This window comes from Terriglobales bacterium, from assembly GCA_035567895.1.
Lineage (GTDB): Bacteria > Acidobacteriota > Terriglobia > Terriglobales > Acidobacteriaceae > Gp1-AA112.
Genome location: DATMPC010000034.1, coordinates 65,333 through 79,460, shown reverse-complemented (window position 1 = coordinate 79,460; position 14,128 = coordinate 65,333). Strand labels below are relative to the sequence as shown.

Sequence of the window (14,128 nt, the reverse complement as noted above, 5' to 3'; positions counted from 1 at the left end):
GTTGCTATCCCTGACACCCTCTCGGCTGCGAGTCCTTGTCAGTCAAGGTAAGGCCATTCACTAACAAGCCCAAGCCGCTACCGGTGAAAGCTGTATCCCGCATAAATGAAGTTCGAATCTATGCCCGGGTTGAATGGATTTCCCGTATTGGCATTTGAGATGTGATGAAAACGATACCCGATCGTCACAGATCGCGACTCGCTAGTGAATATCTGCACGCCGCCACGAAGCGAGAACGTGAAATTAAACGAGTTCGAGTTGCTGATCGGAACGTCACGAGTAAACTTCGCGAATCCACCGTTAATTCCCACAATGGGTTGAAACCTGTGCCGCCGGCGAAAGTTAAAATCAAAGCCTACAGGTTCCAATCCGAACCCGTATGTGGTTCTTCTACTGGAATGCGGACATGATTCGGAGCCCGGCGGCGGCGTTAGCTTTGGATTGTTTACGGTCTCGAAGGTCACCGGTGGTCCGTTGCAACCTGCAAAAACGACATCGGGAAAAGTCCCGGTAAAAGTGGGCTCAAGGCCGGTAATCGTTGGCTGAGAGACGAGGATTAGGGGCACAGCGTCTACCGTAAATTTCCACGCTACGGAATTTCCAGCCAGAAGAACGCGATGCCATCCAGCGCCCACCATAAACAGTCGTCGAGCTTCGGTCTTGCCGATCCACATGATCGAAGTTGGTGAATAGCCCGACCAGAACTGATACTCATTAGCTCCAGCGCGAAGAGCATCAGTGTAAAACTCGGCAGAAACGGACTTCGTTTGCGCGAATGCGGTTGTGAACTGCGAGAGGAGCAGAAGGAGAAGTATGCGCAGGGCCATTCGCGGTCGAGGACTGCCTACTCAGAGTAAATGGAAGGAAGTGAATCAGCAAAGCAAGCGACCAAGATCGGGAATACGTCCCGGCCGAACGGCCAATAGCCGCTCGCTAAAAGCTTTCGTCAATCCGCCCCAGCTTCGCAGGGCGACGCCTGCTGGCTTGGCTGTAATTTTCCCGAACGCAGCTTTGAACTGGTCACCAGAATTACGGCCGCGACAATCACCACCATTCCCAACAGCATGTAGCGGTCAATGTGCTCGCCTCCGAGAAGCCACCCCAGAAATACCGCAACCACAGGATTCACATAAGCGTATGTAGCAACTTTGGGCGTAGGAACATGCTCGAGCAGCCAGATATAGGCCGTAAATCCCACTAGAGACCCGAACGTGACCAGATAAGCCACAGCGAGCCATCCGCTTCGAGACCAGTCTGCGCGATGGAAGCCGCCAAAGGAGAGAGCAAGAAGCGCATTCACCCCGCCTGCAAACATCATCTCCCACCCAGTTGCGGCGAACGGTCCTACTCCGAGCTGGAAACGCCGCGACAGCACCGAGCCCACTGCCCAGCTCAAAGATCCAAGCATAAGACCGAGCGAGGCGACGAGGTCCCTACGTCCAATTGCACCGCCGGTCACGATGTCTGGCCAAAGAAGAACGAGTAGCCCGCCGATTCCGAGCAGAAGGCCCGCCCAGCCGAGCCGATTGAGTCGGTCGCCGCCAAACAGCGCTTCGACCGTTGCGATCCAAATTGGAACTACGGCTACGATCATTGCGGCTATTCCGCTATTGATGTATTGCTCCGCCCAGGCAAGTACGGTGTTGCCACCGACTAGGAGCAGCACGCCCACGAGCAACAATCGCAGAGAATCTCCGCGAGTGATCGCTATCTTCTTGCCGCTGAAAAGGCACCAGCCCAGCATCAGGGCGCCCGCAATTAGGAACCGCAAAGAACCCAGTACGGGCGCCGGAAAATGCCGCACAGCGATCAGAATCGCGAGGTAAGTTGATCCCCAAAAGAGGTATACCAGGCCAAAACTCAACCCAATGCGGAAGCGATGATTCTGTTCCTGCCGTTCGCGCACCGGCACTTGGGTGAGGGTAGCCATTGTTGGTCGTTAGACGTTGATACGGCGGAACTTATGAGCCTGCAATCCGATATTCGACCGCAAACTTTTCGTCCCAGAAAGCTGCGGATGCCTAGCAAAGCTCGGTACATCACATAGAGCGTCAAAAGTCACGTCGCGCTTCAAAAATACTTGCACAGAATATGAAACAGGACATGACCTATTGTTCCTTGTAGCCTGCTTCCGCACGGCTTTATTCTGAATCTAATTGAGATGTGGGGACCCTAATGGCCGAGAACAACTACGTAATTCTGTGTGTGGACGACGAATCTGCTGTTCTTCAGCCACTGGGAATCATGCTGCAACGGCGCGGGTTTCGCGTGTTGAGCGCCAAAGATGGGCCTTCCGCTATTGAGCTGTTCCGCCAAATCAAATGCGATGCCGTGGTTCTGGACTACGCGATGCCAGGGATGTCGGGCGGCGAAGTCGCCAAAGTACTACGCGAAGAAGACCAGGCGGTTCCGATCATCCTTCATACGGGTTATAAAGAGATTCACGATCCACTGCTCGCGAATGTTACCTGCACTCTGCCAAAAGGAAGCCTGAGCTTCCTGATCACGAAATTGCACGATCTGCTCAAGATTCAGGATCCGGCACTGGCGGAGCAGGAAGAGGCGAAAGCCACGAGCGACGACTCGGATTCCGCGCATTCGGCCCACGTTGCCTGAACGAGTCGTTCAGTGGCGTTGCCAGCGCAGTTATAATTAGACTGGGATACATGTACGCGGCTGGCTACAATTCGTCACTGACCCGGCTTACAACCCACGGAACTCCACCGTGCTGGTTGAATTATCTTGCTGGTCCTCGGCGCTACCTCGCTGTGCTCCCGTCTAACGTTCGGGCCAATCTTTTTGCCGGCGACTAGTTTCACCCTCGCTAACTCGGGCTGCATTTAAGAGGCACCTTGGCAGGTGCTCCACTCACAGCCCACGACCCACATCGCACGAATGTAGCGCTCTCTCGCGAGGAGAAATTCCAATGCCAACAGAAACCATGAGCCGCCCGGCAGGCGCAGCAAAATCCGCGTTGCCTAAAATAAAGACCGAACTACCAGGTCCGAACGCGAAGCGCATCATCGCCGATGACGATCGCCTGATTTCGCCCAGTTACACCCGTTCCTATCCGCTGGTTGCGAAGCGTGGCCGCGGAGCGATCATCGAAGACGTCGACGGAAACGAATTCCTCGATTTCTCCGCGGGTATTGCCGTGACCTCCACCGGGCACTGTCATCCCGATGTTGTTGCTGCAATTCAGCGGCAGGCGGGCGAGCTGATCCACATGTCGGGCACCGACTTTTACTACGAATCCATGACGCAGCTTGCCCAGCGTCTAAGCCGAATCGCCCCGATGGCCGGCCCGCACAAGTTCTATTTTGGGAATTCTGGAACCGAGGCAGTGGAATGCGCGCTCAAGCTGGCGCGCTACCACACGAAACGTCAGGGTGCGATCGCCTTCTATGGCGCATTCCATGGACGCACCATGGGATCGCTCTCGCTAACCGCATCGAAGCCGCAACAGCGTCGTCGCTTTGCGCCGCTCGTTCCTGGCGTGACGCACGTTCCCTACCCTTATACCTATCGCTTCGGCGAGGGGAAGACCGAGCGCGAGTATGGTCTTGCCTGCGCAAAGTTCATCGAAGAGCGTTTGTTCAAGACCACGGTGCCGCCCGAGGATGTCGCCGCAGTCTTTGTCGAGCCGATCCAGGGAGAAGGTGGCTACGTGCCTGCGCCGCCGGAGTTCCTGCGCGAGCTGCGACGTATTTGCGACGAGCACGGAATCTTGCTGGTGGCCGACGAAGTGCAGTCCGGGGCCGGTCGCACTGGTAAGTGGTGGGCGATCCAGCACGCGGGAGTCGAGCCCGACATCGTCTGCATCGCCAAAGGCATTGCTTCGGGCATGCCGCTGGGAATTACGATGAGCCGTGCCAGTGTTATGGACTGGGTTCCCGGATCGCACGCCTCAACATTTGGCGGCAATCCTGTGGCGATCGCAGCTGCGCTGGCCAGCATGGATGTAATTGAGCGCGAAGGTTTACAGAACGCAGCCGCTGTAGGCGAGAAGTTGAAGCAGCGCATGTCCACCTGGGTGCAAAAGTACTCGATGGTCGGTGACGTTCGCGGCAAGGGACTCATGCTGGCCGTCGAGATCGTGAAGGACAAGCAAAGCAAGGTTCCGGTGTCGAAGGTGCGCGACAGCATCGTTGAAATGGCATTTGAGAATGGTGTGCTCCTGCTCGGCTGCGGCGAGAGTTCCATCCGGCTGTCACCTCCGCTCATCGTCACTCAAGAGCAGGGCGACTATGCGCTGGATGTGCTGGAGAAGTGTATTAGTCAGCTGGGATCCTGATTGTCATTCCGAATCCGCCAATGGCGGAAGAGGAATCCCTACCGAACCGAGACCTCTTGGGTTAACGTAGGGATTCCGAACCGTCCGCCGCGGCGGACGGTTCGGAATGACAAACGGAACACGATGCTTCTCCGCTCCACACTTCGCGCACTCGACCAACTCACGTCCAAACTCGGGCGCGCTCCAGAACGAGCTCCACATCTAGTCTCCGGAGCGCGCGGAGAAGACGAAGCCTACTTTTACCTGCGCAAGCTTGGATACACGCTCGTGGCGCGCGATTACCGCTCACCACGTCGCCGTGGCGACATCGATCTGATCGGCTGGGAGAAGGAGACGCTATGCTTCGTCGAGGTCAAAACGCGCACTAGCCGCAACTTCATGCCTGCCGAAGCTGCGGTCGATGACGAAAAGCGGGAAACGCTCTCTGGCCTGGCTCGCGAGTTCCTGCGCAACTATTTGCATACCAACGGAAAATCGCCACAATTCCGGTTCGATGTAATCAGCGTATACCTCGAAGGTAACTTGCCTGAGATAACTCTGTTCAGAGACGCTTTCCGTATGTCATAAAATGAGCTTTCGTTTTTTGGGAAAGGACCCGAGTTGCCCGAACTTAGGAAGGACCCTGTCACAGGACGTTGGGTCATTATCGCGACCGATCGCGCACGCAGACCAAGTGATTTCATCCGGCACACAGTAGTTCTCAAGGGCGGATTCTGCCCTTTCTGTCCAGGCAATGAAGCCAAAACTCCGCCCGAGATACTGGCCTTTCGCCATGGACATGGCGACCGAGACAAGCCCGGCTGGTCAGTGCGCGTGGTCCCCAACAAATATCCGGCACTCGGGATTGAAGGGAACCTCGATCGCCGGGCCGACGGCATGTACGATCGCATGAACGGCATCGGCGCGCATGAGGTGATCATCGAGACGCCAAATCACGCGCAAACTTTCGCCAACATGCCTGAGAAGAGCATCGAAGACGTGCTTTGGGCTTTCCGCGATCGCATCGTCGATCTCAAACAGGACCGCCGCTTCAAATACATTCTCATCTTCAAGAACCACGGCGAACCTGCCGGCGCCACCCTGGAGCATCCCCATTCACAGTTGATCGCGTTGCCGATTGTTCCCCGCCGCGTGCTGGAAGAGCTTGAGGGCGCTAAGCAATACTATGAGCTGAAAGAGCGCTGTATCTTCTGCGACATCGTTCACGAAGAAAGCTCGGATGAGGAAGCGCGCCTGGTAGCTGAGAATCGCGGATTCGTGACCGTCTCTCCTTATGCTCCTCGTTTTCCTTTTGAAACTTGCATCCTTCCAAAGAACCACGAAGCATCGTTCGAGAATGCCAGCTCAGGAGACTTCACCAGCCTGGCGCAGATGATCAGGCTGGTGATTGGCAAGATGGATGCGGTGCTTGAACGGCCTGCATACAACATGGTGCTCCACACCGCACCACTCGCAGCGCAGGAGCACGCAGAGTACTATCACTGGCACATAGAGCTGATTCCCAAATTGACAAAGGTTGCGGGATTCGAGTGGGGTACGGGTTTCTACATCAATCCCACGTCGCCGGAAGAGGCAGCCAGGTATCTGCGCGAGGCAGTCGTGGAGGCGCCGGAGCTGGCGGAAACGCGGTAGGCGCCCCGTGATTTTGCAAAATTTGGAAGACTGTCATCCTGAGGCCGCTGTTGGCCGAAGGACCTCCCGGAATGATCTAGACTCAACTGTCGCATCTTGGCTCTTTCACGAAAATCCTCGCCAAAATGCCGGGACGCCGCAATCAAGACTGAAATATCTCGGGAGGTCCTTCGGCCAACAACGGGCCTCAGGATGACAGTTTCATAATGAAGGGTGGGCTACCCGCCACTCAGCAGCTTCTTCACCGTTTCGCTCACGACTTTCCCATCCACACGCGTGCCTGTAGCCGCGAACTTCGCCATTGCATTCTTCATCACCGTTCCCATGTCCTTCATCGTCGGCGATCCCATTTCGGAAATCGCCGCGCGGACAATCGCCGTGATCTCTTCCGCTCCCGCCGCTTTTGGCAGATAGCCCTCGATGATGACAATCTCCGCAGCCTCTTTGTCGGCTAGCTCCTGGCGTCCGCCCTTGGTGAACTGCTCGATCGAGTCTTTGCGCTGCTTGATCAGCGTGTTCAGGATGGCCATCGCTTCTTGATCGTCGAGTGGTGCGCGCTTGTCGATTTCCTTGTTCTTGATGGCCGACTTCACCATGCGCAGTGTGCTCAAGCGATGCTCCTCGCGCGCTTTCATGGCCGTTGTGATGTCCTGGTTAATGCGCTCGGAGATAGTCAAAGGTGGGCTCCTCAACAAAGGCTCACGTTAGTATAGCGAGCGCGTGTGTGGAGAAGCCTCATTACCGTTGGTCGTGCGTCGGTTGATGATTGACCCAAAATTTGAAATCCCAAGCAACGTCTAAACTGTCACCCCTCGCGTCCGCCGCGGCGGACGCGGGGATCTGCTTTTTTGTGTTCATCGAGAAAAAGCAGATCCCCACTCCGCATTGAAATTTCTGACAGCATCAACAGCGTCGCTGCGGAGTGAGGGATGACAGTGCCTGGCGGAGGATCGGCTTAAGCCCAAATCGAATTGAGCGAATGGCGCTTCGCCCGTTGTCATTCTCGAAACGGAGCACTACGACGTCGTCAAAGATAATCCTCATTCCCCCGACAAGCCGAGCGTAGCCACCGCCGGTTCAGGAAGATCGTCGAACCGAAGCTCGAGTGTATCGACCGTCGCTGTGGGTCGCCGTCGCCAGGCGAGAAGCGAAAGCATCACGATTACGAGCGCGGCCCGCACGGAATTGGCTCCGCCAATCGCTTCGAGGGCTGTGAGCACCGTCGTAATCACGAAGACCACAAACCAGTAAATGATTCCTGTGTGCAGGATGTTCCGCTTACCCGGGAGATAAGAACAGGTGAGTGGAATCGTATCGGTATTTTCGAGCTCATTCTCGATGATGAGCGCGGCTATCAATCCCGCAAATGCGATGGCATAGAGGCCGCGCCAGGGCCCCATGACCATGAGTAGGAACGGGCCGGTGGCTGCCAGCGCCGGCAACAACGCAAAGCCAATGTAGATGAGACGGACGGCCCTTCTTCTTTCCGTAATGGCATTCTGTGCGGTCAACCGGAAAAGCCAGTTCGCCCGCAAATCCACGGGGATGCGAAATGCATAACGCAATCCGGTGAAGAGAAAGAAGAACAACATCAGAGGAAGCGCAAAGACAGCATCGAGGACAGCGCCACGGTGAATTGGTCCCTTGTTGAGAGCACCGGTGAGAATTACTCCAATGCCACTCTCCAGAACCAGGGCGCAGCCCACACCGGCATAGACCAGGCGAATCATGCGGTGCTGCTTCATACGATCGAGCGAGCGCAGCGCAAACAGCAAAATCGCCGATTCACGTGACTCACCTGATAGCCGCTCCGCGAGCCACTCTACGACTCTCAGCCGCGAGCGACGTGTCTGGACCTCGGACTCGAAGATTCGTCGGGCATAACGCCGGTGAGAAACAGCACTCACCAGGATCGTGCCTCCCAGCGCTAGAGCCGCAGCCACCGCGCCACGGACCGCAAGCGAGCTGTCGTAAGAGTCAGCGCGGCCGAGCAACTCTTCGTAGATCGCGAAATACCACAGCGGCGGCGCATACGAGCTCCACGCCGGGCGAAGATCGATCGACTGCACTGCATTGGGCAGATCGACCGCCCACGGTATGGCACAGAGAACCGCAACCAGCAGCAGGGATTGCATCGAGGCCGAGACTCGCGCGTACCATCTCAGCGGGACGCAGTTCATGAGCAGCCCCTGCAACAGCGCGAGTGCGAAGACCACGAAGATGCCGGCACAGAATGTCGCAACAACCTGCGCTGCCATCTCCTGCCATGAGGGCGCGAGATCATGGTTGCCCGAAATGACGGAGGCGAAAGAAAAAGCGCAGGGGATTGTGAGCAATGCGATTACCAGCAGCGTCAGAGCGCTAAGCGTCGTCAGCTTGGCAAAGTAAATCTGCGACAGCTTAAGCGGGAGTGGGCGTAGAATCAGATAATCTTCCCGATTCGGAAAAAGCGAATCCCAGCGAAAAGTGACTAGCGCTGCGATGCCCAGCATCGTCATCACCACAAAGAAAAGCTGATCGGAGTAGATCGCGCGGCGATACAAATCTACGTTTGGACCAAGTCCCAGATACTCATACTTTTTGTAATAGAGTTTGGGAACTACAAACCCGATTGACGCGACGCCGGCGAGGCAAGTGATGATGACGCGCCGGAGGTCTTCGGGCGAAGTGATGAGATCGCTCTGAAAGAGTTGCCGCGCGTAATGCCGATGCAGCTCAAACAAAGCGCTATGAGTGGCTTCCAGCCATGCCCTGTAACGTTCGCGCATGTTCAGCCTCGCATTACGGCAATCATCTGCGAGGCCACAACGCTCGCATCTTCGTGCATCACGAGTTGCGCAAACACGTCCTCGAGCGAAGAAGACGATCGCAAGTCCCGCAACCGTGCGACCGAATCGTATGCCACGACGCGGCTGCGGTGCAGAATCAAGACCTCCGAGCAGACCTTCTCCACTACTTCCAGCACATGCGAGCTATACAGGATCATCTTGCCTTCCGCAGCCAGCGCCTGCAGCAGTGTGCGGAAGACCAGGGCGGCCGTGATGTCGAGGCCTGAAAATGGCTCGTCGAGAATCAGGGCGTCGGGATCATGAAGTAGTGCAGCTGAAAGTAACACCTTTTGTCGCATGCCCTTCGAGTAAGACGACATCTGCGTATCGCGAAACTCAGTCAATCCGAAGAGATCGAGCATTGCGTCGATCCTGCGTTCCAGAGTTGCTTTCTCCATTCCACGCAAGCGGCCTACGAGTTGGAGATATTCTCGTCCGGTCAGGTGGGTGTAGAGATGGGGCTCTTCCGGAACGTATCCGAAACGACGGCTAAACCAGAGCCGGTTCTTCAGCACGTTCTCTCCGCGAAAAAAGATTTCGCCGTCTGAAGGTTCGATGAGCCCGGTGAGCATCTTCACCGTGGTGCTCTTGCCTGATCCGTTGGGACCCAGATATCCGAGAATCTGCCCCGGACGAATAGTGAAGCTCACATTCGCCACCGCGGCGATTGCGGCGTACCGCTTTGTGAGATTGCGGGCTTCGAGCATACGAAGCCATAGACACCACGCTGAAGAGCGCAGTTCCGTTATGGCAGGGATTATTTCGAGGTCAAGTAGGTGCGGGTGATGCGATCGTGCCAGCAGAGACAGTCTTCGTCGACAAGGGCCCACGCGAATCCCATTCCCATCGCGGCATAGGAGAGCACAGTCGCCAAAGCGCGGCAGCGCATCAGGTTTCGCGATGGTGTCTCGTTTAGGAAAGTCGTGACTCGCAACCCGGACGCCTGCATGCCGGCCGTGCCCTGTCCCAGCGAAAGGGAGAGCAGATAGTAGATCGTAAGTAGCAGGAAGCCACAGATTGCGACGCTCTCAATCAGAGGTTTCGTCATCGGCAACGAGTTCGCAAAAAATTCTGCGGTGATGCCGAAGAGGCCCATAGCGCCGATCAGAATCGCAACATCTACGGCCGCCGCATAGGCGCGTTGCTCGAGCGGAGCAGTCTGCAAAGGAATCTCGATTTCGTCTAATCCGACGTGCGTGGGCTCTGCAGGAGCAATCTCGATCTCATTTAGATGGCTCGGTGCCGGTGGCGGCAGTTCCTCCGCTTCAAAGATCCTTAGCTGATCTGCGACCGGTTCTGCCAACTCATACTGACGCGCCTGAAGGCGCGGGAATTCGATGATCTTCGGCACCGGCGTGTTGATACGCGGAAAAGGCGCGAGCGGTGGACGTTCAGACAAAGCAGCGGCCGTGGAGTCGCTGGAGTAGTCGATCCTGGGAGCTTGTGAGGAAATAGTTTCCTTGCGCGAAGGTGGAGCATGGACTTCCGGTTTCGGAGTCTGAATGCTCTCGGCAGCGACTGGCGGAGCCGGAGCAGTGGTTGCAACCACACCTTCATCCCAGCGCCAGCTTGAATTTCGCACTGTTGCGGTCGAGGTCTCTCCAAGTTGCAAAGGAGCCCGATCATCGAAGTCGAACTGCGGAGCATCAGGATCGAGTCTGCGATGTTTGCGCACCTTGTGCGCTCGAACCTGGAGGGAGACTTGGCGGCGCCAATCCTGCGAGGGAATCGGAGCGCCGGAGCAGGCACAAGTGCAATCGCTACCACATCGCGGACAAGCCATACTGGTGTTGGATGCTGCGGCAGGAGCGCGTGCCAGTTTTTGCACGCGTCACATCCGGCATGCTAAGTTCAGCGATTCGGATGAATTTCCGCCGCAATGTCTTTGTTAACACGGCACTAGCGATTTGTCAGGTGCTACTGCTGGTTCCGTTAATGCAAGCAAGTTCCACGGCGGCTTCTTCTTTCTCTGCGAGCTCGCCGATCTCCCCAGATTCGCAGCAATCCAGCCAGGCACACCCACCAGCACAGCCGCCCGAGCTTAAAGGCCGTGCTGCCGCAACTCTGAAATATCGGGACGAGCTTGTGTACATCGTCGCCGATCAGTTCGAGCAGTCGGGAACGAGCTACATGCTGCATGGCGATGCACAAATTGATTTTCGCGATTACGTCCTCTACGCCGATGAGATTAGTTACGACTCAAGCTCCGGTGAAGCAGTAGCCACCGGTCACGTGAAATTGCAGGGCGGCGAATACAACATTCATATGGAGGCGGCGCGTGCGGAGTACAACGTCACCAATGCCACGGGGAAGTTCTACGGCGTACACGGAACCACGGGACTCAAACTGGGATCGCGCCGCACGACGCTCACGACTTCAAGTCCATTCACTTTTGCCGGCAGACAGGTAGACAAGACCGGACCAAACCTTTTCGTAGTGCATCACGGTTCGATCACGTCGTGCGAACTACCGCATCCAAAGTGGACGTTCACCGCCGAACGCATCAACTTTGAAGTGGGAGGGTTGGCCAAGCTGCACCAGTCGACGTTCCGCATACGCACCATTCCGGTCGTGTACCTGCCGTTCGCTGAGCATCCCGTCGAGCACCTTGGAAGGCAGTCGGGATTCCTGATACCAAGCGTAGGCCAATCATCAGTAAAGGGAACCATACTCGGAGACTCTTATTTCTGGGCGATTAACCGGAGCATGGACGCCACCCTTGGTCTTGAATATTTCTCCAAGCGTGGGTTCGCCGAACACGCGAACTTCCGCGCGGTCACCAGCGAGAACTCTCATCTAACCGCCACCTATTTCGGTGTGATCGACCGAGGCTTGGGCCCGACGCATGTCGATCAGGGTGGAGAGGACGTAAAGATCCAGGCAGAGCAGTACTTCCCTCAAAACGTGCGCGCTGTGGCCAATGTTGAATACCTCAGCAGTTATCTCTTTCGCGTTGCCTTTGCCGAGACCTTCACCACAGCTGTCAATTCTGAAGTCAAATCCGACGTGTTCGCCAGCCGCAATGACAATGGCTACTCGCTCGGCATTCTCGCGCAGCGCTACCAGAATTTTCAGAGCACGACTAAGGGGGACTCTTTCAGCATCTTGCACGTGCCCAGCATCGATGCCTCTTCCGTCGACCGCCAACTCTTTGGCACGCCTTTCTTCTACGGGTTCGATGCCTCCGCTACCGGGCTCTCTCGCCGCAGTCCGACTTTTAGTTCAGCGAACCTCGTAGCCCGACTCGACGCCCATCCGCGGCTCGCTCTGCCGTTGCTTCTTCGGGGCTGGACCTTTCGTCCGGCGGTCGCAGTCCGCGACACCTTTTACAGTCAGCACAAAACTCCGGAAACCGCTTTGGACATCGGCTCCACGATTAACGATCCTCTAAACCGCAAAGACTTCGAAGGCGAACTGGAAGTTCGTCCGCCCCGGCTGGAAAAGATCTATGAGAAAGGGATTTTTGGGAAACCGCTGAAGCACACCATCGAGCCAAGCATGACCTACCGCTACGTGACAGGGGTGAATAATTTCCTGGGCATAATCCGATTCGATAGCACTGACCTGGTCAGCAATACGAATGAAGTCGAGTATGGGCTCACAAACCGCATTTACATCAAGCCCCGAAATCAAAAATGCGAGAAAAACGATCCCAATACGCCGTGCTCTCATGTTGCGACAGAATTACTGAGTTGGGAGGTCGCGCAAAAGTACTTCATCGATCCACGCTTTGGCGGAGCGCTAGTGCCGGGAGTGCGTAATGCTCTGGAGACTACAGTCGAGTTTTCAGGAATCGCTTTTTTAACGGAACCGAGGGTATTCTCCCCCGTGACGTCGAGGCTGCACATTCGGACCAGCCAGCATACCGATCTGCAATGGTTGCTCGATTACGATCCTAAAAAGGGACGCATTAATGCCAGTGATGTTTTTTTTGACTATCACGTCGGACACTACTTCGTTGGCGGGAGCCATGCACTGCTGCACGCTCCGGGTGAAGTCTTCCTGTCGAGTTCAACGCCGACAGTGGAGAAATTCAACCAGTTTCGCGCAACTGCCGGGATCGGCAGCCCTTCGCGGCGCGGACTCAGCCTGGCAGGGAACGTCGGCTACGACGTGAACCTTACTTCTTTGCAGTACACAGCCGTTCAGACCTCTTACAACTGGGACTGCTGCGGGCTCAACTTTGAATATCGCCGCTTTGTGTTGGGACCAGTGCGCAACGAGAGCCAATATCGATTCGCGTTTAGTCTCGCCAACATCGGGACCTTTGGTAACCTCAGGCGCCAGGAACGTGTCTTTTAGGGTTTTTTTCGCGTGAGATAATCGAAGTGGCGTCTTGCCACTCCAGAGGTACTCTCGTTGTTGAAATTTCGACTGCTTCTTGTTTCTACTCTGTTATGTACGCTCGGCTGTTCTGCGCAGTCCAGCAAGCCCGCGGATGACACTGCTGCGGTTAACCGCAGGATTGAGCAGAAGGTGCGGAGCACCTTCAGCCTGCCACCGACGCTGGGCGTCACAGTAGGCAAACGGGAAGCCAGCGAAATTCCCGGCTACGACAAGGTTCCCGTCACGCTTTCGCGAGACGGTCGCAGCACCACGCACGACTTCCTCGTTTCCAAGGACAACAAGACGCTCATCGAGTGGCAAAAGCTTGACATCAGCAAAGACGTAATGGAGTCCATCAACATGAATGGACGTCCGGAGCGCGGAAATAAGGACGCCAAAGTTGTCATCGTAAACTACGACGACTTCCAGTGCCCTTTCTGCTCGAAGATGCACCAGACACTCTTCCCTGAGCTGATTAAGACCTACGGCAATCAGGTAAAGATCGTTTACAAGGATTATCCACTCACGGCGATTCATCCCTGGGCCATGCACGCAGCTATCAACGCGAACTGCTTAGCTTCACAGAATAACGATGCCTATTGGGCGTTCGCCGACTACGCTCATGCCAATCAGAAGACTATCAACGGCGAAAAGCGCGATATCAAGGAAGAGTACGAGAAGCTCGACCAGATCACTCAAGACATCGGCAAGAAGCATGGTGTCGACATTGCGCAACTGAGTGCCTGCGTAAAGAAACAGGATGAGGCGCCCGTGCGAGCCTCAATGGCCGAGGGCGACAAGTTGGGGGTGGATGCAACTCCTACCCTGTTCGTCAATGGCGAACGGCTGTTTGGGGCTGTGCCAGACGCTGAGCTACGCAATGTGATTGATCGGGCCTTGAAGGATGCCGGGCAGACGCCTCCGGCTCCCACATCATCTGCCGCCACTTCGTCCCCGGCAACTTCAGTAAGTCCAGAGCCGAAGACGAACAACCAATAGGGCTGAGAGACTTACGCAATCTGGTAAATTTTGTACGGGAACGTTGCGC

The 14,128-nt window shown here is 56.0% G+C and carries 12 protein-coding genes; 6 read left to right on the top strand and 6 right to left on the bottom strand.

Annotated features, from left to right (window positions below; all coding sequences use genetic code 11):
* Positions 1 to 77: 77 nt before the first annotated feature.
* Together VNX88_08250 and VNX88_08245 are read right to left on the bottom strand one after the other, a co-directional pair.
* Entirely contained in the window at positions 78 to 827 is a 750-nt protein-coding gene (locus VNX88_08250) for an acyloxyacyl hydrolase (GenBank protein ID HWY68643.1), read from the bottom strand.
* Between the two features lie 119 nt (positions 828 to 946).
* On the bottom strand, positions 947 to 1,930 hold the full coding sequence (locus VNX88_08245; protein HWY68642.1) for an EamA family transporter: 984 nt from the start codon (positions 1,928 to 1,930) through the stop codon (positions 947 to 949).
* A 245-nt stretch (positions 1,931 to 2,175) separates the two neighbouring features.
* Between VNX88_08245 and VNX88_08240 the strand changes: the two genes are divergently transcribed.
* The 4 genes from VNX88_08240 to galT all read left to right on the top strand — a co-directional run bounded on the left by VNX88_08240 (position 2,176) and on the right by galT (position 5,926).
* A complete protein-coding gene (locus tag VNX88_08240) occupies positions 2,176 to 2,616 on the top strand; it encodes a response regulator (GenBank protein ID HWY68641.1) in 441 nt (146 codons plus the stop codon).
* A gap of 310 nt (positions 2,617 to 2,926) precedes the next feature.
* Complete coding sequence (locus tag VNX88_08235) at positions 2,927 to 4,294, top strand: acetyl ornithine aminotransferase family protein (protein HWY68640.1); 1,368 nt, start codon at positions 2,927 to 2,929, stop codon at positions 4,292 to 4,294.
* A 123-nt stretch (positions 4,295 to 4,417) separates the two neighbouring features.
* Positions 4,418 to 4,861 carry a YraN family protein gene (locus VNX88_08230; GenBank protein HWY68639.1) on the top strand — a complete coding sequence of 148 codons (444 nt, stop codon included), beginning with the start codon at positions 4,418 to 4,420 and terminating at the stop codon, positions 4,859 to 4,861.
* Between the two features lie 33 nt (positions 4,862 to 4,894).
* The gene (gene galT / locus VNX88_08225) at positions 4,895 to 5,926 is read left to right on the top strand and encodes a galactose-1-phosphate uridylyltransferase (GenBank protein HWY68638.1); all 1,032 of its coding nucleotides are present in this window, start codon (positions 4,895 to 4,897) and stop codon (positions 5,924 to 5,926) included.
* Positions 5,927 to 6,144: 218 nt separating this feature from the next.
* Here galT and VNX88_08220 read toward each other — a convergent pair whose 3' ends face one another.
* The 4 genes from VNX88_08220 to VNX88_08205 all read right to left on the bottom strand — a co-directional run bounded on the left by VNX88_08220 (position 6,145) and on the right by VNX88_08205 (position 10,582).
* Entirely contained in the window at positions 6,145 to 6,603 is a 459-nt protein-coding gene (locus VNX88_08220; protein HWY68637.1) for a GatB/YqeY domain-containing protein, read from the bottom strand.
* Positions 6,604 to 6,966: 363 nt separating this feature from the next.
* The gene (locus VNX88_08215) at positions 6,967 to 8,694 is read right to left on the bottom strand and encodes a hypothetical protein (GenBank protein ID HWY68636.1); all 1,728 of its coding nucleotides are present in this window, start codon (positions 8,692 to 8,694) and stop codon (positions 6,967 to 6,969) included.
* Positions 8,695 to 8,696: 2 nt separating this feature from the next.
* The gene (locus VNX88_08210; GenBank protein HWY68635.1) at positions 8,697 to 9,461 is read right to left on the bottom strand and encodes an ABC transporter ATP-binding protein; all 765 of its coding nucleotides are present in this window, start codon (positions 9,459 to 9,461) and stop codon (positions 8,697 to 8,699) included.
* 50 nt (positions 9,462 to 9,511) lie between these two features.
* Complete coding sequence (locus VNX88_08205; protein ID HWY68634.1) at positions 9,512 to 10,582, bottom strand: RDD family protein; 1,071 nt, start codon at positions 10,580 to 10,582, stop codon at positions 9,512 to 9,514.
* On the opposite strand from VNX88_08205, the gene lptD reads away from it, so the two are divergent.
* Both lptD and VNX88_08195 read left to right on the top strand, forming a co-directional pair.
* Positions 10,567 to 13,056, top strand: a complete 2,490-nt coding sequence (lptD, locus tag VNX88_08200; protein HWY68633.1) for an LPS assembly protein LptD — start codon at positions 10,567 to 10,569, stop codon at positions 13,054 to 13,056. The genes VNX88_08205 and lptD overlap by 16 nt on opposite strands.
* Positions 13,057 to 13,113: 57 nt before the next feature.
* On the top strand, positions 13,114 to 14,079 hold the full coding sequence (locus VNX88_08195) for a thioredoxin domain-containing protein (GenBank protein HWY68632.1): 966 nt from the start codon (positions 13,114 to 13,116) through the stop codon (positions 14,077 to 14,079).
* Positions 14,080 to 14,128: the final 49 nt, after the last annotated feature.